This is a genomic window from Seohaeicola sp. 4SK31, from assembly GCF_028802875.1.
Classification (GTDB): domain Bacteria; phylum Pseudomonadota; class Alphaproteobacteria; order Rhodobacterales; family Rhodobacteraceae; genus Seohaeicola.
Genome location: NZ_JARAMP010000004.1, coordinates 48,134 through 63,681, shown reverse-complemented (window position 1 = coordinate 63,681; position 15,548 = coordinate 48,134). Strand labels below are relative to the sequence as shown.

The window sequence follows — 15,548 nt, the reverse complement described above, 5'->3', positions numbered from 1 at the left end:
TCTGCCCTGTGGAATATCAATGGGTTACGCGCCCGTGTTTACCACATTTTAACCACTTCTGGCGGGGTGGGCTTTTATGCCTGCTGTTTGTGGCCTGCATTTCAGCGCGGGACTTTGAGTATTTTTGGCAAGATGAAGGGTGATGATGAAGGGTGATCCTGTGCCCTGCCCGGCAGGGTGGCCCGGAGGGATCACAGATTTTTGCCGTAGACGTGGTTGAGATAGCCCTGCGCGCCGATGCGAAAATGGGTGTCACCGATATGGGTGAAGCCTTGGGCGCGATAAAAGGCGATGGCGGGCAGGTTTTCGGCATTCGTGGTCAGCCACAGGGACGCAATCCCCCTTGCGCGGGCGTGATCGACGGCGGCTTGCAGCAGGGCCTTGCCAATCCCTTTGCCATGGTGGCGGGGCTGCACATAGAGCGTTGCGATTTCCGTGTCGGAGCAACCCGCGACGGGTGCTGCGGCACCTAAGGTGAGTCGGATGAACCCGTCCGGCCCATCGGCGTTTTCAGACAGCAGAATGTATTGCGCCGGGTCCGAGATAAGCTGTTCGGTCTTGGCCGTGGTGAATGTGTCCAAGACGTAATCCGCGAAGAAGGGGCTGACGCCGTGTTTGAGATAGGTGTTGAGCCATGTTTCAATCGAGAGCGCGGCGATGCTGGAGGCGTCCGCGAGCGTGGCTGGTCTGAGGGGCATGGCGTCCGTTTGGGTCGAGCCTGATCGTTTCAGGCTATGGTTTGAGTATTTTTGGCAAGATGAATGCGGTGGGTGGTTCAGGGGGGCGAAGGGCGTTGTCCCAGATGCTGCATGAAGCGCAGCAGGTAGCCGTCGGGGTCTTGCAGCAGAAATTCGGTCTGGCCGTGTTTGATAGCGCCGTCGCGGTACCACTGTGTCGTCAGGGGTTGGAAGAGCGGCCATTCGGCTTGGGTCACGCGGGCATGCAGGGCTGTGACATCGGTGACTTCGATCTGCAGATTGATGCCACGGCCAAAGGGCGCGGATAGGTCGGCGGTTTGCCACGCCTCGTCTGACAGTTCTTCCAGCATGATCTGGGCCTGCCCGTGTTCGAGATAGGCAAAGCCATCCCCGGGGCGGGAGATGCGGATGCGAAAGCCGCAGAGATCCACATAAAAGGCAAGGGAGCGGTCAAGGTCGGTGACCAAGAGTTCCGGCACAAGGGCGGCCCAATGATCGGTATGGTCTGTATCGTCAGGGTCTGCTGGCATCGGAGTGCCCTCTACCCGGATGAGGTCTGCAAGGATCGAAGTCGGTCCCGCAGCGTGTCGGGCTGGTCGAGTGTCAGGCGCACCGGCAGGGTGATGACTTTCGCGCGGAAGGCGGGAGGAAGGCGGACGGCGTCTTTTTCGGTGGTGACAAGTTGGGCGCCGCGCAGTTTGGCCTCGTTCTCGAGCCGGGTCATCAGGGCGGTGGTGAGGGGTTGATGATCCTCGAGCGCCTCGGCCCGGACGAGGGTCGCGCCAAGGCCGCGCAGGGTGGTGAAGAATTTCTCGGGATGGCCGATGCCTGCGAAGGCCAGAAAGGGCGTGTCCGTCCATGTCATGCCGGTTTGCAGGGGCGCCAGTTCGCCGGTCAGGTGGGGGACCGTGATCGCGTTGCCCCAGGTGGCGGCGAAGGCTGTTTGGGCGGGCATGGTGCCGATGGACAGCACCAGATCGGCGCGGGCCATGCCCACAGCGACGGGTTCGCGCAGCGGACCTGCGGGCAGGCAGCGGCCATTGCCGAAACCACGGGCAGCATCGACCACGATGATCGACAGATCCTTGTGCAGGGACGGGTCCTGAAACCCGTCATCCAGCAGGATCACATCCGCGCCCGCCACCGCTGCGGCCTGTGCGCCGGCCACGCGGTCGCGGGCGATCCATGTATGGGCAAAGGCGGCGAGCAGAAGCGGCTCGTCCCCGGTTTGCGCGGCCCTGTGCCGTCTTGGGTCCACCTCGACCGGGCCATCGAGACTGCCCCCATAGCCGCGCGAGACGACATGCGGTTCCAGATGCAGGTCGCGCAGCAGTTGGATCAGGGCGATCACCGTGGGGGTCTTGCCGGTGCCGCCAGCGTTCAGGTTGCCGACACAGATCACCGGCACGGACAGTCGCGCCGGGTGGCCCTGCGCCAGACGCCGCGCCGTGCCGCGCGCATAGAGCGCGCCCAAGGGGGCCAGCAGCCGGGCGGCCAGCGCGGGCCGCTGGGGCGGGGTGAACCAGAAACCGGGCGCGCGCATCACGACGCGGCCTTGAGGTCGAGTGTGTCCTGAATCAGTTCCAGCACGCGGTCGGTGACTTCGGCCCCGGCGGTGGTCACGTCCCATGCGGCATGGGCCATTGCGGCGGCCTGATCGGGGGCGGTGAGCAGGGTCACGGCCGCGGCCATCGTGTCGGCATCGCGCACGAGGCGGGCGGCGCCGGCGCTGGACAGGCGTGTATAGGTGATCATGTGGCGGCTGACATTCGGGCCATAGAGGATGGCAGAGCCAAGCCCGGCGGGTTCGAACGGGTCCTGGCCACCATGCCCGGCGACCAGCGAACTGGCCATGAAGGTGATCGAGGCCAGCCGATACCAGAGCCCCATGTCGCCCTGCGTGTCCGCGACAAGGATCTGGCAGGCTTCGTCCGGGGTCTCGTCCCTGGACCATTGCGCCACGCGCCAGCCCTCGGCCCGGAGGGCGTCGGTCATTGGCGTGCCTTCGGCGGGATCGTCCGGCACGAGGATCAGCAGGCGGCGATGCGCGCTGCGCAGGGCGGCGCGGTGGGCGGCGACCACGATCGGCACCTCGGCGGGTTGCACCATGGCGGCCAGCCAGACCGGGCGCCCATCCAGCATTTGCGCCATCCTGTCGCGGGCCTTGTCATTGCAGGGCAGCGCGGCGCAGCCTTCCATCAGGGGGCCGGTGATCGTGATGTCCGCCGCCGCAACCCCCAGCTTCAGCAGGCGATTGGCGGCGTTGCCGGTGCTGGCCAGAACCTTGTCGAACCGGCGCAGCGTGACCTTGGTCAGGTCGGGCAGCCAGCGCCAGCGGCTGGTGTCGAAGCCTGATTCATCGGCGTCGATCAGATACATCGGCATCTTGCGGTCTGCGGCGGCGTTGATCAGCGCGTGGCGCAGTTGTCCGCCGGCCCAGAGGCAGAGGTCCGGTGACCAGTGGTCCAGAAAGGCCGCGATCAGCGGGGGCGTTTCGTCGGGGGCGGTGACCGGGATGATGAAGGGTTTGACTGCGTCGGGTGCGGGCAGATCGGGCGGAAGGGTCAGGAGCAGATGCAGATCGGGGCGATGGGCGCGCAGGCGGGTGGTGATCTGGATCAAGGCGGCGGCGCGGCTTTCGGTGGTGGCGTGGCCCCAGATCAGCTCTCCCTCCGGGCGGGGGGGCGCTGTGCGCGCCACGGGTGTGGCGGCGCGGCTTTGGCCCGGCGCGCTGCGGGCCAGGGTCAGGTAGGCAGAAAGGCTGACAGAGCGCGGCATGGGGTCCTAGCCGATCTCCCGCGTCGGCGAGGTTTCGGATTGCTCGTCCAGCATCCGGTGCAGATGGGTGATGAAATAGCGCATATGGGCGTCATCGACGGTGCGCTGCGCTTCGGCCTTCCAGGCGCGGTAGGCGCTGGCGTAGTCGGCGAAGATGCCGACGATATGCAGGTTGGCGGTGTCACGGAATTCGGTCGAGCCGGAATGGGTCAGCTCTCCGCCAAAGACAAGATGCAGGCGTTGGGTCATCGGTTTCTCCCTTCGGGGTTTGCGCGCAAGGTAAGGTGTCTGCCCCATGGCCGCAAGCCGCGACGCCGCTGTCCGCCTGTGCTGCGGGCGGCTAGACGGGCCAGGGCGCGAGGCGGCCGGAGAGGGCCTTGTGCAGCGCGGCACCTGCTGCCAGCACGCCGTTGACCTGCGGGTGCGGGTTGTTGAAACGCAGGGCGGTGCCGGTGCGGTCGGTGGTGTGGGCCCCGGCCTCGGACAGGATCAGGGCGCCTGCGGCGATGTCCCATTCCCAGCTGGGCCGCAGGGTGACCATCGCGTCGAAGCGGCCCTCGGCCACCAGAGACAGGCGGTAGGCCAGCGAGGGACGGTGATGGCGCACCAGATGCGGCACGTCGCGGCCGCGCCAGTTTACGGGATCGTAGACAGGCTTGGTGGCCAGCACGGTGGCCCCTGCCAGGGTCTGCTGATCCGACACGCGGATCGGGCTGTCGTTGAGATGGGCACCCATGCCTGCGGCGGCGCTGTAGAGCTTGTGCTTGAGCGGCAGGAACACGACGGCGGCGGTGATCACGCCATCTTCGGCCACGGCCAGCGAATGGGCCCATGTGGGGGCGCCTTCGATGAAGCTGCGGGTGCCGTCGATCGGGTCCACGATGAAGGTGCGGCGGCGGGTCAGGCGGTCGGCGGTGTCGGGCGTTTCCTCGGACAGCCAGCCGTAGTCGGGGCGGGCGGAGGTGAGGCGTTCGCGCAGCATGGCGTCGACGGCCAGATCGGCCTCGGTCACGGGGCCAGCCTCGCCAGCCTTGTCCCAGCGCTGGGCGGTGGGGCCGCTGTAGCTTGTGGCAAGCCGGCCCGCATCTTGCGCGGCGCTGATCAGAAGATCGAGATCAGTCGCCGGCAAGGGTCATCCCTTCGACCAGAAGCGAGGGCACGACGCGGCTGAGATGCGCTCGCGCGTCATTGGCCGGGATGATCCGGCGCAGCATGTCGCGCAGGTTTCCCGCTATGGTGCATTCGTTGACCGGATAGGCGATCTGCCCGTTCTCGATCCAGAGGCCGGAGGCCCCGCGGGAATAGTCGCCCGTATTGGGGTTGATCGTCGAGCCGATCATCGAGGTGACCAGAAGCCCGGTGCCCATGTCGCGGATCAGATCGGCGCGACTGGCGCTGCCCGGTGTCAGCGCCACGTTCCAGTTCGAGGGCGAGGGCGGCGCGGAGGTGCCGCGCGCGGCGTTGGCGGTGGATTGCATCCCCAGCTTGCGGGCGGTGGCCAGATCCAGCGTCCAGCCGGTCAGGATGCCGTTTTCAACGATGGCGCGGCGCTGGGTGGGCAGACCTTCGGCATCGAAGGGACGCGAGGCGGTGGCGCGGGGGCGCAGCGGATCCTCGATCAGCGACAGATGGTCGGGCAGGACGGGCTGGCCCAAAGCATTCAGCAGCCATGACGCGCCGCGCGCGATGGAATTGCCGTTGATCGCGGCCAGCAGATGCCCGATGAGGGACGAGGAGATCCGCTCGTCAAAGATCACCGGATAGGTGCCTGTCTTGGGGCGGCGCGACCCGATACGTTCCACGGCGCGTTGTCCGGCGGTCTGTCCCACATCCTCGGGGCTGCGCAGATCGGACTGGAAGATCCGCATGTCGCCATCATAGTCGCGTTCCATTCCGGTGCCGCTGCCGGTGATGGCGACACAGCTTATGGCCCTGTCCGAGCGGGAATAGCCTGCCGAGAAGCCGTTGGTGGCGGCCAGATGCACATGACGCAGACCGTAGGCGGCACTGGCGGAATCCACCTTGCTGACGCCTTGCACGGACAGGGCGGCCGCTTCGGCGCGGGCGGCGTCTTCTTGCAGCGTGGCGGGGTCGGGTTCAGGCGTGGGGTCGCACATTTCCAGCGCGGCGATGTTCCAGTCGCGGGCGAGCTGTGACGGTTCGGCCAGTCCGATCGTGGGATCAAGCGGTGCCTCGCGCGCCATCGCCACGGCGCGTTCCGCCATGGCGGCCAGCGTGGCAGGGTTGGTGTCCGAGGCCGAGACATTGGCCTGCCGCTGTCCCACCATGACGCGCAGCCCAAGGTCGATCCCTTCGGCGCGTTCGGCCTGTTCCAGCACACCGCCGCGGATGTCGATGGCGACCGAGGTGCCCTGCACCGCCATCGCATCGGCGGCATCGGCCCCTGCGCGGCGCGCCGCATCCAGCAGGGCGGCGGTCAGGGTTTCCAGAGGGGCGGTGGTCATGAATGGGTCTCCTTGCTGGGTGTGAGGTAGGCCGAGGGGCCGGGATACGCAAGGGCGCAGCCGTCGCAGTCTGGCTGACACGCAACCGGGGCCGCCAGCGATATGCCTGCGGCCCCGGTCTTGTCGGATTGCGATGTCGGATCAGCGCAGGCGTTGACCGTTGGCCAGAACCTGACCCTCGCCGTTGATCTCGATCCGCGAGGTCAGGCTGTCCGGGCCGGTGCCGGGCCGGGCGAAGAGGCCCAGCATCATGCGCGCGCCCATGGCCTGTTCCTCGGGCAGGAGGCCCATGGCGACCAGCGTGTCGAGCAGGGTATTGCCGCCTGTCAGTTCCAGATCAAGCGCGCCTTCGGGACGGGGCATGCCGTCGAAGGTGGTCAGGTCGGTGTTGTCGAAGGTGAAATCGCCCTGCCCGGTCAGCCGCGCCCCGGCAATGGCCAGCGTGAGCACGTTGACCGTCAGGGCGTGCAATTCTCCGGGCGGTGTGGTTGCGGCCATCATCGCCTGTTCATCCATGATGTCCTGCGTCACGCGGGCCTTGCCGGTGAGGTTGATGTCGATGGTGGCCGGATCGCGCGGCAGTTGCCCGGCGGGATCGACCATGCCCCAGATCGCATCGGACACCGTGACATCGGCCAGCGTCAGGCCGAGGCCGAAATCGGTGGGCTCTTCGGTCTGGCTTATGGGGAAGAGCATGTTGAACCCGGCCTTGCCCATGCCCAGCGTGATCGGCAGCGGGATTTCGGACCCGGAATAGTTCATGGCGACGCCAGTTGCTTCGCCGGAATAGGCAATCTGGGTTCCGTCCATCTTCACGGTCAGGCGACCCGCGTCGGAGCTGGTGTTGGCTTCGAATGTCTGGCCCTGTCCGGTGACGGAAATGTCTGAGGAGCCGCCCTCGTAGGTGTAGCCGCCGTCCACGGCAAAGCCCGCGCGCATGGCTGCGGGCAGATCGTTCATATCCGCTTCGGCCGGCACGCTGAGGGTGCCGTCGAAGCCGATGTTCTTCAGGCCGCCGGTCAGCGAAATGCGGCCCGTGGGATCCTCGGGGTTGGCCATGTCCAGCACATAGTCCAGCGCCGCTGCGGTCATGGTCTGGGCTGATGTGCGCAGATCGGTGCCGGTCACTGTGCTTTCACCGGAAATGCCGGTCATGCGCATCACGGCTTCGTCGATCGCGATGGCCTGCCCGTCCACGATCATGCTGGTCAGGGCAAAGGCCATCTGGGCAGCTTCGTAGGTATAGACCATGTTGTCGGGATCGCCCGACACGACCATGGCGAAACCCTGCTGGGTATAGTCCACGGTGCCGGAGACATCCTCGCCCTCGGTGTCGGGGGGGGTGACGGAGAAGGCCAGCGGCATCCGGTCGGGCATCGTGACGCGCACGCGCCCGTCGCCGGTTTCGGCAAAGGAGAGGCTGTCCATGACGAGGCTGGCGGTGGTGCCGTCCTGCGGGCTGTCCATGGTCAGGTTCAGCCCGGTCACAGTGACCGTGCCGCCCGAAGCCTGTTCGGTCCCGGCGACAGTATAGCCGAAGTCTTCAAGATAGGTTTTGAAATCGGACCAGACCTGCTCGGCGGTCACGTCGGCCCAAGCTGCCGACCCGGTGATGAAAATTGCGATGGCGCTGCTGCCCAGGTGGCGAGACCAGAAACTCATGTTGTCAACCTTTCCGCGACTATGCGGCGCGCAGTGTGACGGATGCTGGCCAAGCGTCAAGACCTCTTGGCGCTGGACCCCGTGAATTGACCCGTTTACCAAGGGGAAAACAGGATGAGGACAGGATGAACGCGATCATGGGGAAGACAGTCCTGATCACCGGCGCAAGCCGTGGGATCGGGGAAGCGGCGGCGCGCACCTTTGCGGCGGCCGGGGCCAATGTGGTGCTTGCGGCGCGTGATGCGGGTGCCGTGGGCCGGATTGCCGCAGAGATCGGCGCGCAGGCGGTGGGCGTGGGCTGTGACGTGACCGATATGGCGCAGGTGCAGGCGGCGGTTGATCTGGCGGTGGCGCAGTTCGGGCGATTGGATGTGCTGATCGGGAATGCGGGAGTGATCGAGCCGATTGCGCGTCTGGATGCGGCGGATGCGGACGACTGGGGGCGTGCGATTGATATCAACCTTAAGGGCGTGTTTCACGGGATGCGCGCGGCGCTGCCGGTGATGCAGGCGCAGGGCGGCGGCACGATCATCACGATCAGTTCCGGGGCGGCGCATAACCCGCTGGAAGGGTGGAGCGGCTATTGCGCGTCCAAGGCGGGGGCGGCGATGCTGACATCCTGCGCGCATCTGGAAGCGGGCAGCGCGGGTGTACGGGTGATGGGCCTGTCACCGGGCACGGTGGCGACAGATATGCAGCGGGTGATCAAGGCCAGCGGCGTGGGGCCGATCGCCAAGCTGGAATGGGAGGATCACATCCCCGCAGACTGGCCCGCGCGGGCGTTGATGTGGATGTGCTCAAGCGATGCCGATGACTGGCTGGGGCGCGAGATTTCGTTGCGTGATGAGGGGATTCGCCGCCGGGTGGGGCTGATATGATCGACCTGACCAAGGAGGACGGGCTGTGGACCGTCACGATCAACCGGCCCGACAAGGCCAATTCCCTGACCGCCGCCATGCTGGAGCGGCTGTGCGAGATCGCAGAGGAAGCGCAGGAGGCGCGGGTGCTGATCCTGACCGGGACAGGCCGGGTGTTCAGCGCAGGCGCGGATCTTGAGGCGGCGCGGGCGGGGTTGGCGACAAGCCCCCTGTGGGAACGGCTGTCGGGGGCCATTGCCGCCTTGCCGGGCCTGTCCATCGCCGCGTTGAATGGCACGCTGGCGGGGGGCGCCATGGGCATGGCGCTGGCCTGCGATCTGCGGATCGCGGTGCCGGATGCGAAGTTCTTCTATCCGGTGATGAAACTGGGATTTCTGCCGCAACCTTCGGACCCCGGTCGTATGGCGGCGCTGATCGGACCGGCGCGGACCAAGCTGATCCTGATGGGCGGGCAGAAGATCACGGCGGATGAGGCGCTGTCCTATGGTCTGATCGACCGGATCGTCGAGGATGTTGCCTTGATCGAGGTGGCGCGGTCCATCGGGGCTGACACTTTGGCGGCGAAGCCGGATTTTGCCAGCACGATCAAGGCGATGTGCCGCTGAGGGCAGTCGTCGGACTTGGATATTTGGAGCAAGAAGAAGCAAGCGGCCTAGCGTTTGCGGCGTGATCCGGGGCTGCGGGAGAGGAAGCCGGGCGGGCGTTTGGCGATCCAGTCGGCGAAGCGGGCGAGGCGGGGATGGGCGCGCAGCGCATCAACCGTGTTGAAGCTGCGGGCCAGTTCGGATTCCGTAAGCGTGGCGTGGATTTCCTTGTGGCAGATGTGATGCAACAGCACGGTCGGGCCGCCTTTGCCGCCCTTGAGCTTGGGGATCAGGTGATGGGCCGATTGCGGCACATCGGCCGGGATCGGGCGCAGGCAAAGCGGGCAGATCGGGGTGTCGCTGGCATCCATGACCTGCAAGGATGGGATATGCGCGGGCAAAGGCAAGGGTGGCAATGAGCGAGGCTTTGGTGATCGGGGCGGGGCCGGCGGGTCTGATGGCGGCCGAGGCGCTGGCACGGGCCGGGCTGCGCGTCGTCGTGGCCGAGGCGAAGCCGTCGGTCGGGCGCAAGTTCCTGATGGCGGGGAAATCCGGGCTGAACATCACCAAGGATGAAGGGATTGATGCTTTCGTCGCGGCCTATGCCGAGGCGGGTCCGGTCTTGCGCCCCGTTTTGGCCGCCTTTGGACCCGATGCGGTGCAGGATTGGGCGCGCGGGTTGGGGCAAGAGGTGTTCACGGGATCCTCGGGGCGGGTGTTTCCGGTTGCCATGAAAGCCTCGCCTTTGGTGCGGGCGTGGTTGGCGCGTCTGGCGGGGTTGGGGGTTGAGATCCGCACGCGGTGGCGTTGGATCGGGATCGAGGACGGGCTCCGTTTCGACACGCCGGAGGGCGTGCAGGTGATGCGTCCTGATGTGACCGTGCTGGCCTGCGGCGGGGCAAGTTGGGCGCGGCTGGGATCGGACGGCGCTTGGGCCGGGCTTTTGGCGGGCGTTCCGCTGGCGCCGTTTCAGCCTGCGAATATGGGATTTGTCGTGCCATGGTCGGCGCATATCGCGCGGCATCTGGGGCAACCCGTGAAAGGGATCGCGCTGCATGCGGGCGGGCAGGTGTCACGCGGCGAGATCGTCCTGTCGGCGCGCGGGATCGAAGGTGGCGGGATCTATGCCGTGTCGCGCGCCCTGCGCGAGGGGGCGGGACTGGTGCTGGACCTGATGCCGGATATGAGCGTGCAGCAGGTGGGAGAACGGCTGGCGCGGCCGCGCGGCAAGGCGAGTTGGAGCAATCATCTGCGCAAGGTCCTGCGGCTGGACCCGGTGAAGCTGGCGCTGTTGATGGAGTTTGGCCAGCCTTTGCCGCAGGAAGCGGGGGCGTTGGCGGCGCGGATCAAGGCGCTGGCCGTGCCGCATCAGGGGCCGCGCCCGATGGATGAGGCGATTTCCACGGCAGGGGGAATCAGGTTGGCGGCGCTGGATGACGGCTTGATGATCCGCGCGATGCCGGGGGTCTTTGCGGCGGGCGAGATGCTGGATTGGGAGGCGCCCACGGGTGGCTATCTGATCAGCGGGGCGCTGGCGACAGGGCTATGGGCCGGGCGGCACGCGGCGTCATGGGTGCAGGGGGCCGAGGCCCCCTGACCCGGCAGTCACTTGGCGGCGGCGCGTTTGAAGGCGTCGCGGCTGCGCATGACCTTGGCATAGGCCAGCAGTTTCGGCTGGTCGATCTCGAACTTGGCGCTGTAGGCCCAGTTGAGGCAATGGGCGGCGATGATATCGGCGATGGTCATGGTGTCGCCCATCAGGAAGGGGCCGTCCATCGCATCGGCCAGCCGCGCGATATTGCGCGAGAATTCCCATTTCAGGCTGTCCTTGACGGCGGGCACGCGTTTTTCCTCGGGGAGGATGAAGCTGTGGCGGGCGGCGGTCCAGAGGACGGCGTCGAGTTCATCAAGCACCATATGGGTCATGCCGTCCTGCCGGGCGCGCTGGATCGTGCCAGCGGGGAAGGTCAGCTTGCCGTGCTTGTCGGCCAGATAGGTGAGGATCGCGGTCGAATCGGTCAGTAGCGCATCACCATCGCGCAGCGCGGGGATCTTGCCCGAGGGATTGGCGGCCAGCGCCTCGGGGCTGTGGGGTTTGACGGCGGTGTGGGTGTAGGGCTGGTCCAGCTCCTCCAGCATCCACATCACACGGAATGCGCGGCTTTGGGTGCCGCCGATGACTTCGTACATGATCTCTCTCCCTCACAGGCGCGGGCGCGCCGGTTCCGGGGGTAAGTTGATCCTGTTTCGGGGTGGATTTCCAGAGGGATGCGGCGATTTTCCGCGACGTCGCGGTCAGCGCTTTGCCAGCATCGCGAGACGGATCAGGGTGCGTTCCACCAGTGCCATGGCGGGGGCGTGCTGGCCGGCCGAGCGCAGTTGGAGGTCGGTGTCGGTGATCAGGCTGAGGGCCATTTCCAGCCGCTGGATGCGCCAGCCCTGGGCTTGCCTGAGGATGCGGTCGCGGCGGGGACCGAAAACCGGCGGGCGCAGTTTGCCGATGCCCTGCGCGGGGCCGCCGGGATCGGCGGCGCAGGCGTAGAGCGTGCGGAAATGGCGGGCGGCACTGATGCAGAGGCTGACGGGTTGGACGCCCTGCGCCAGCAGCTTGCGCATGACGGGGCCGATTTCGGCGTCTTTGCCCTCGGCCACGATGTTGAGCACGTCGTCGAGATCGGCGTCCGAGGTGGCGGGGGCGCAGTTGGCGATATCGGCGGCGCTGACGGGGGTGGGATCGCCCAGTTTGTAGAGCGAGAGTTTTTCAAGGGTCTGGCGGAAATCACCCGGCTCGATCTCTTGCGCGAGCGCGGTGAGGGCGGTCATGGCGGCGTTGTCCAGATCGGTGAGACCTGCGCGGGCGAGTTCGGCGGCGATTTCCTCGCGCGTGGGGGGATTGTCGTAGAGGGCGGCGGCATAGGCGTTGGGATGCGCCTCGAACAAAGTGCGGAGTTTGGATTTGGCGGTGAGCGCGCCGGCGGTGACGATGATCTGGGCGTCGCCCGGTTTCCAGTCCGACAGGGCGGCGGCGATGGTGTCAGCGGCGGTGTCGGTGGCGTCTTCGACGAAGGCGACGCGAGGGCCGGGGAAGAAGCTGATCGCCTTGACGGCATCCAGCAGGGCGGCGGGGTCCTTGCGCAGGTCGGCTGCGGGCAGGCGGGCAAGGCGCATTTCCTCCTCGCCCGCGGGGCCGATCAGGGCGGCGATCACCTCTTGCCGTTTGAGGGCCACGCGCATGGCATCGCCGCCATAGATCAGCAGGCCGGTCCGGTCCGGGTCGGGGCGGGCGAAATAGCGCGGGGCGTCGCGGGGTGTCAGTTTCATGCGGGCAGGCGGCTGGCGGCGGCAATGAGTTGGGTCACCATCTTGTCGGCCAGCAGAACAGCAAGACGGTTGCGCGCGTCGCGTTCGGCGGCGGCGGTGGCCGAGGTGGACCCGGTGAGGGAGAAGCCGGTGAAACCATCCACCGTGCCGCGCAGCAGCACGGCCTCGGTGGCGCGGTCACGCAGGACGAAATTCACGTTGCCGATATAGTTGAACCGGCTTGTCGTGTTGTCCGCCGTCACCGCCATGCGCGCGCCGCTGATGGCATAGGTATAGCCCAAGGCATAAGGGCCATCGGTGCCGCGCCCCAGACGTTCCTCGAACCGCTGGATCAAGAGGTATTGATCGCGGCCCTGTGGCGCGTCGGGCAGGATGCTATCCTGCAGACGGCTGGCCGCGCCCGTCGGGCCATAGGCCGGAGTGAAACCACAGGCACCCAGTGACAGGCTGCCGAGGCCCAGAAGGCCAAGCCCGCGCAGCACTGTCCTACGGTCAGATAACGACATTGACGATCCGTCCGGGGACGATGACCAGTTTCTTGGGCTGGGCCCCTTCCAGCGCCTTGATGACAGCATCATGGGCGAGGACGATCTTTTCAAGCGTCTCCTTGTCGATCTCGCGCGCTACGCTGATTTCCGCGCGGCGTTTGCCGTTGATCTGGATCGGCAGGACGACGGTATCGTCGATCAGCATCGATTCGTCGGCAATGGGCCATGGGGCGGCGGCGATCAGACCTTCACCGCCAAGAAGGGACCAGATTTCCTCGGCCAGATGCGGGGTCATGGGGGACATCAACTGCGCGAGAGTGCGGGCGGCGGTGCGTTTTGCATCCGTTCCGGCGGTGGATTTGGCCAGTGTGTTGGTGAAGGCGTATAGCCGCGCGATGGCCGCGTTGAAGCCGAAGGATTCGATGCCGCCTGTCACCTCGTGGATGCATTTGTGCATGGCGCGCAGGAGGGCTTCATCCTCGGGATTCGCGGCGTCATTCGCGGTGGCGATATCGGCGGCGATGCGGTGGACGCGGGCGAGGTGCTTGAACGTCGCCTCGGCCCCTGAGGCGGTCCATTCCACGTCGCGTTCGGGCGGGCTGTCGGACAGCACGAACCAGCGCGCGGTATCGGCGCCGTAGGCCGAGATGATGTTGACCGGATCGACCACGTTTTTCTTGGATTTCGACATCTTGGCGGAGGGGATGATTTCCACCGCCTCGCCTGTGGCTTTCAGGCGGCCATTCTCGACATCTTCGGGCAGGTGATAGACGGGCCGCCCGTTGGCATCGCGGGTCTGGTAGATTTCATGGGTCACCATGCCTTGGGTGAAGAGCGCGTCAAAGGGTTCACGCGCCGAGGCGGGCAGATGGCCGGTGATGTTCATCGCGCGGGCGAAGAAGCGCGAATAGAGCAGGTGAAGAATCGCATGCTCGATCCCGCCGATATATTGATCGACATTCATCCAGTAGCTGGCTTCGGCCATATCGGTGGGCGTCGTGGCATGGGGCGCGGTGAAGCGAGCGTAATACCATGAGCTGTCCACGAAAGTGTCCATCGTGTCGGTTTCACGCCGCGCGGGGGCACCGCATTTGGGGCAGGTGCAATCGCGCCATGTGGGGTGACGGTCCAGCGGGTTGCCGGGCACGTCGAAGGTCACATCGTCGGGCAGGCGGATCGGGAGATTCTCTTTCCGCTCGGGCACCACGCCGCAGGTGTCGCAATGCACGACGGGGATGGGGCAGCCCCAGTAGCGCTGACGCGACAGGCCCCAGTCACGCAGGCGGAACTTGGTGACGCCGTGGCCGACCCCGTTTTCTTCGCAGAAGGTTATGGCGGCTTCGACCGCCTGTTCGCCGGTCTGCCATGCCTGCCCTGCGAAGCCTTTGTTGTAGTAGACTTTTTCGGACTTGAGGGGAACGTAGGCCTCGTCCAGATCGGTCGCGCTATCCTCGGATGGCAGGAAGGTCGCGATGATGGGCAGGTTGTATTTCGTGGCGAAATCGAAGTCGCGCTGATCGTGGGCAGGGCAGCCGAAGATGGCCCCGGTGCCATAATCCATCAGGATGAAATTCGCGATGTAGACGGGCAATTCCCATGCGGTGTCAAAGGGATGACGCACGCGCAGGCCGGTGTCGAAGCCCTTCTTCTCGGCCTTCTCAAGCGCTTCTTCGGTGGTTCCGCCCTTGCGGCAATCGGCGCAGAAGGCGGCCACGTCGGGATTGTCACGCTCAAGCTGTTTGGCCAGCGGATGATCGGGCGAGATCCCCACGAAGCTGGCCCCCAGAAGGGTGTCGGGGCGGGTGGTGTAAACCTCGATCCGGTCAGTGCCATGCGGGCCGTCGATCAGGGAGAAGGCGAATTGCAGGCCGCGCGATTTGCCGATCCAGTTCGATTGCATCAGCCGGACCTTGGCGGGCCAGTTGTCCAGATCGTCCAGCGCGGTCAGCAATTCTTCGGAGTAATCCGAGATCTTGAAGAACCACTGTGTCAGTTCGCGCCGTTCCACATCGGCACCCGAGCGCCAGCCCTTGCCGTCGATCACCTGTTCGTTGGCCAGAACGGTCATATCGACCGGGTCCCAGTTCACCACGGCGTTCTTGCGGTAAACCAGCCCTTTTTCCAGCATATCAAGGAAGAGCGCCTGCTGCTGGCCGTAATATTCGGGGTCGCAGGTGGCGAATTCCCGGCTCCAGTCGATGGATAGGCCAAGGGGTTTCATCTGGGCGCGCATGTCGGCGATGTTCTGGTACGTCCAGTCCTTGGGGTGGCCGCCGATGGCCATAGCGGCGTTTTCGGCGGGCATGCCGAAGGCGTCCCAGCCCATCGGGTGCAGCACGTTGAAGCCCTTGGTCACCTTGTAGCGCGCGATCACGTCGCCCATCGTGTAGTTGCGCACATGGCCCATGTGGATGCGGCCCGAGGGATAGGGGAACATTTCCAGCACGTAATATTTCGGCTTGGTCGTCTGGCTGGCGGGCACGGCGCGGAACAGCCCGGCGCTGTCCCAGGCGGTTTGCCATTTCGCTTCGATCTGGGCGGCATCATAGCGCGACATCGGGCTGACCTCTTGTTGATCCTGCGGGGCCGTCAAGCCCTGTTCACTGCGCGTGATAGGCCCGCTTTGGCCCATGGTCCAGTGGCGGCGCATAAAAATGCGGGTCTGGGCAGGGCG

The 15,548-nt window shown here is 66.0% G+C and carries 16 protein-coding genes; 3 read left to right on the top strand and 13 right to left on the bottom strand.

Annotated features, from left to right (window positions below; translation table 11 throughout):
• Positions 1 to 191 precede the first annotated feature (191 nt).
• The 8 genes from PVW27_RS04635 to PVW27_RS04600 form a co-directional block, all read right to left on the bottom strand.
• Positions 192 to 698: a GNAT family N-acetyltransferase gene (locus PVW27_RS04635; protein ID WP_274555552.1), complete on the bottom strand. Its 507-nt coding sequence runs from the start codon at positions 696 to 698 to the stop codon at positions 192 to 194.
• A 77-nt stretch (positions 699 to 775) separates the two neighbouring features.
• Complete coding sequence (locus tag PVW27_RS04630; protein WP_274555550.1) at positions 776 to 1,228, bottom strand: bleomycin resistance protein; 453 nt, start codon at positions 1,226 to 1,228, stop codon at positions 776 to 778.
• A gap of 11 nt (positions 1,229 to 1,239) precedes the next feature.
• Positions 1,240 to 2,241, bottom strand: coding sequence for a tetraacyldisaccharide 4'-kinase (lpxK, locus tag PVW27_RS04625; RefSeq protein WP_274555549.1), 1,002 nt, complete (start codon positions 2,239 to 2,241; stop codon positions 1,240 to 1,242).
• Positions 2,241 to 3,476 (bottom strand): 3-deoxy-D-manno-octulosonic acid transferase, encoded by a 1,236-nt coding sequence (locus PVW27_RS04620; protein WP_274555548.1) that lies wholly within the window; start codon positions 3,474 to 3,476, stop codon positions 2,241 to 2,243. The genes lpxK and PVW27_RS04620 overlap by 1 nt, the downstream gene beginning before the upstream one ends.
• 6 nt (positions 3,477 to 3,482) lie before the next feature.
• Positions 3,483 to 3,725, bottom strand: coding sequence for a DUF4170 domain-containing protein (locus PVW27_RS04615; RefSeq protein WP_274555546.1), 243 nt, complete (start codon positions 3,723 to 3,725; stop codon positions 3,483 to 3,485).
• 91 nt (positions 3,726 to 3,816) lie between these two features.
• Positions 3,817 to 4,605, bottom strand: a complete 789-nt coding sequence (locus PVW27_RS04610; protein WP_274555544.1) for an inositol monophosphatase family protein — start codon at positions 4,603 to 4,605, stop codon at positions 3,817 to 3,819.
• Positions 4,592 to 5,941 (bottom strand): TldD/PmbA family protein, encoded by a 1,350-nt coding sequence (locus PVW27_RS04605; protein ID WP_274555542.1) that lies wholly within the window; start codon positions 5,939 to 5,941, stop codon positions 4,592 to 4,594. The genes PVW27_RS04610 and PVW27_RS04605 overlap by 14 nt, the downstream gene beginning before the upstream one ends.
• Positions 5,942 to 6,082: 141 nt before the next feature.
• Positions 6,083 to 7,603 carry a DUF2125 domain-containing protein gene (locus PVW27_RS04600; protein ID WP_274555540.1) on the bottom strand — a complete coding sequence of 507 codons (1,521 nt, stop codon included), beginning with the start codon at positions 7,601 to 7,603 and terminating at the stop codon, positions 6,083 to 6,085.
• Positions 7,604 to 7,740: 137 nt separating this feature from the next.
• Here PVW27_RS04600 and PVW27_RS04595 point away from each other — a divergent pair, with 137 nt between their 5' ends.
• Positions 7,741 to 8,481: an SDR family oxidoreductase gene (locus PVW27_RS04595; protein ID WP_274555538.1), complete on the top strand. Its 741-nt coding sequence runs from the start codon at positions 7,741 to 7,743 to the stop codon at positions 8,479 to 8,481.
• Positions 8,478 to 9,086: an enoyl-CoA hydratase/isomerase family protein gene (locus tag PVW27_RS04590; protein WP_274555536.1), complete on the top strand. Its 609-nt coding sequence runs from the start codon at positions 8,478 to 8,480 to the stop codon at positions 9,084 to 9,086. The genes PVW27_RS04595 and PVW27_RS04590 overlap by 4 nt, the downstream gene beginning before the upstream one ends.
• 47 nt (positions 9,087 to 9,133) lie before the next feature.
• On the opposite strand, the gene PVW27_RS04585 is transcribed toward PVW27_RS04590, so the two are convergent.
• Positions 9,134 to 9,436, bottom strand: coding sequence for an HNH endonuclease (locus PVW27_RS04585; RefSeq protein WP_274555534.1), 303 nt, complete (start codon positions 9,434 to 9,436; stop codon positions 9,134 to 9,136).
• 44 nt (positions 9,437 to 9,480) lie between these two features.
• Here PVW27_RS04585 and PVW27_RS04580 point away from each other — a divergent pair, with 44 nt between their 5' ends.
• A complete protein-coding gene (locus tag PVW27_RS04580) occupies positions 9,481 to 10,662 on the top strand; it encodes a TIGR03862 family flavoprotein (RefSeq protein WP_274555532.1) in 1,182 nt (393 codons plus the stop codon).
• Between the two features lie 8 nt (positions 10,663 to 10,670).
• On the opposite strand, the gene PVW27_RS04575 is transcribed toward PVW27_RS04580, so the two are convergent.
• The 4 genes from PVW27_RS04575 to leuS all read right to left on the bottom strand — a co-directional run bounded on the left by PVW27_RS04575 (position 10,671) and on the right by leuS (position 15,431).
• Positions 10,671 to 11,255 carry a glutathione S-transferase family protein gene (locus PVW27_RS04575; RefSeq protein WP_274555530.1) on the bottom strand — a complete coding sequence of 195 codons (585 nt, stop codon included), beginning with the start codon at positions 11,253 to 11,255 and terminating at the stop codon, positions 10,671 to 10,673.
• Between the two features lie 105 nt (positions 11,256 to 11,360).
• Positions 11,361 to 12,386: a DNA polymerase III subunit delta gene (gene holA, locus PVW27_RS04570; protein WP_274555528.1), complete on the bottom strand. Its 1,026-nt coding sequence runs from the start codon at positions 12,384 to 12,386 to the stop codon at positions 11,361 to 11,363.
• Positions 12,383 to 12,892 carry an LPS assembly lipoprotein LptE gene (gene lptE / locus PVW27_RS04565; protein ID WP_274555526.1) on the bottom strand — a complete coding sequence of 170 codons (510 nt, stop codon included), beginning with the start codon at positions 12,890 to 12,892 and terminating at the stop codon, positions 12,383 to 12,385. Before lptE ends, holA begins: the two co-directional genes overlap by 4 nt.
• Positions 12,879 to 15,431, bottom strand: a complete 2,553-nt coding sequence (gene leuS / locus PVW27_RS04560) for a leucine--tRNA ligase (RefSeq protein WP_274555524.1) — start codon at positions 15,429 to 15,431, stop codon at positions 12,879 to 12,881. Before leuS ends, lptE begins: the two co-directional genes overlap by 14 nt.
• Positions 15,432 to 15,548: the final 117 nt, after the last annotated feature.

What these genes read in the sequence shown, in the direction of transcription:
- PVW27_RS04580 (WP_274555532.1), top strand. Translation starts at nt 9,481, where the DNA reads ATGAGCGAGGCTTTGGTGATCGGGGCGGGGCCGGCGGGTCTGATGGCG.
- lptE (WP_274555526.1), bottom strand. Translation starts at nt 12,892, where the DNA reads ATGTCGTTATCTGACCGTAGGACAGTGCTGCGCGGGCTTGGCCTTCTG.
- PVW27_RS04635 (WP_274555552.1), bottom strand. Translation starts at nt 698, where the DNA reads ATGCCCCTCAGACCAGCCACGCTCGCGGACGCCTCCAGCATCGCCGCG.
- PVW27_RS04575 (WP_274555530.1), bottom strand. Translation starts at nt 11,255, where the DNA reads ATGTACGAAGTCATCGGCGGCACCCAAAGCCGCGCATTCCGTGTGATG.
- PVW27_RS04605 (WP_274555542.1), bottom strand. Translation starts at nt 5,941, where the DNA reads ATGACCACCGCCCCTCTGGAAACCCTGACCGCCGCCCTGCTGGATGCG.
- holA (WP_274555528.1), bottom strand. Translation starts at nt 12,386, where the DNA reads ATGAAACTGACACCCCGCGACGCCCCGCGCTATTTCGCCCGCCCCGAC.
- PVW27_RS04590 (WP_274555536.1), top strand. Translation starts at nt 8,478, where the DNA reads ATGATCGACCTGACCAAGGAGGACGGGCTGTGGACCGTCACGATCAAC.
- PVW27_RS04615 (WP_274555546.1), bottom strand. Translation starts at nt 3,725, where the DNA reads ATGACCCAACGCCTGCATCTTGTCTTTGGCGGAGAGCTGACCCATTCC.
- PVW27_RS04585 (WP_274555534.1), bottom strand. Translation starts at nt 9,436, where the DNA reads ATGGATGCCAGCGACACCCCGATCTGCCCGCTTTGCCTGCGCCCGATC.
- leuS (WP_274555524.1), bottom strand. Translation starts at nt 15,431, where the DNA reads ATGTCGCGCTATGATGCCGCCCAGATCGAAGCGAAATGGCAAACCGCC.
- PVW27_RS04630 (WP_274555550.1), bottom strand. Translation starts at nt 1,228, where the DNA reads ATGCCAGCAGACCCTGACGATACAGACCATACCGATCATTGGGCCGCC.
- lpxK (WP_274555549.1), bottom strand. Translation starts at nt 2,241, where the DNA reads ATGCGCGCGCCCGGTTTCTGGTTCACCCCGCCCCAGCGGCCCGCGCTG.
- PVW27_RS04595 (WP_274555538.1), top strand. Translation starts at nt 7,741, where the DNA reads ATGGGGAAGACAGTCCTGATCACCGGCGCAAGCCGTGGGATCGGGGAA.
- PVW27_RS04600 (WP_274555540.1), bottom strand. Translation starts at nt 7,603, where the DNA reads ATGAGTTTCTGGTCTCGCCACCTGGGCAGCAGCGCCATCGCAATTTTC.
- PVW27_RS04620 (WP_274555548.1), bottom strand. Translation starts at nt 3,476, where the DNA reads ATGCCGCGCTCTGTCAGCCTTTCTGCCTACCTGACCCTGGCCCGCAGC.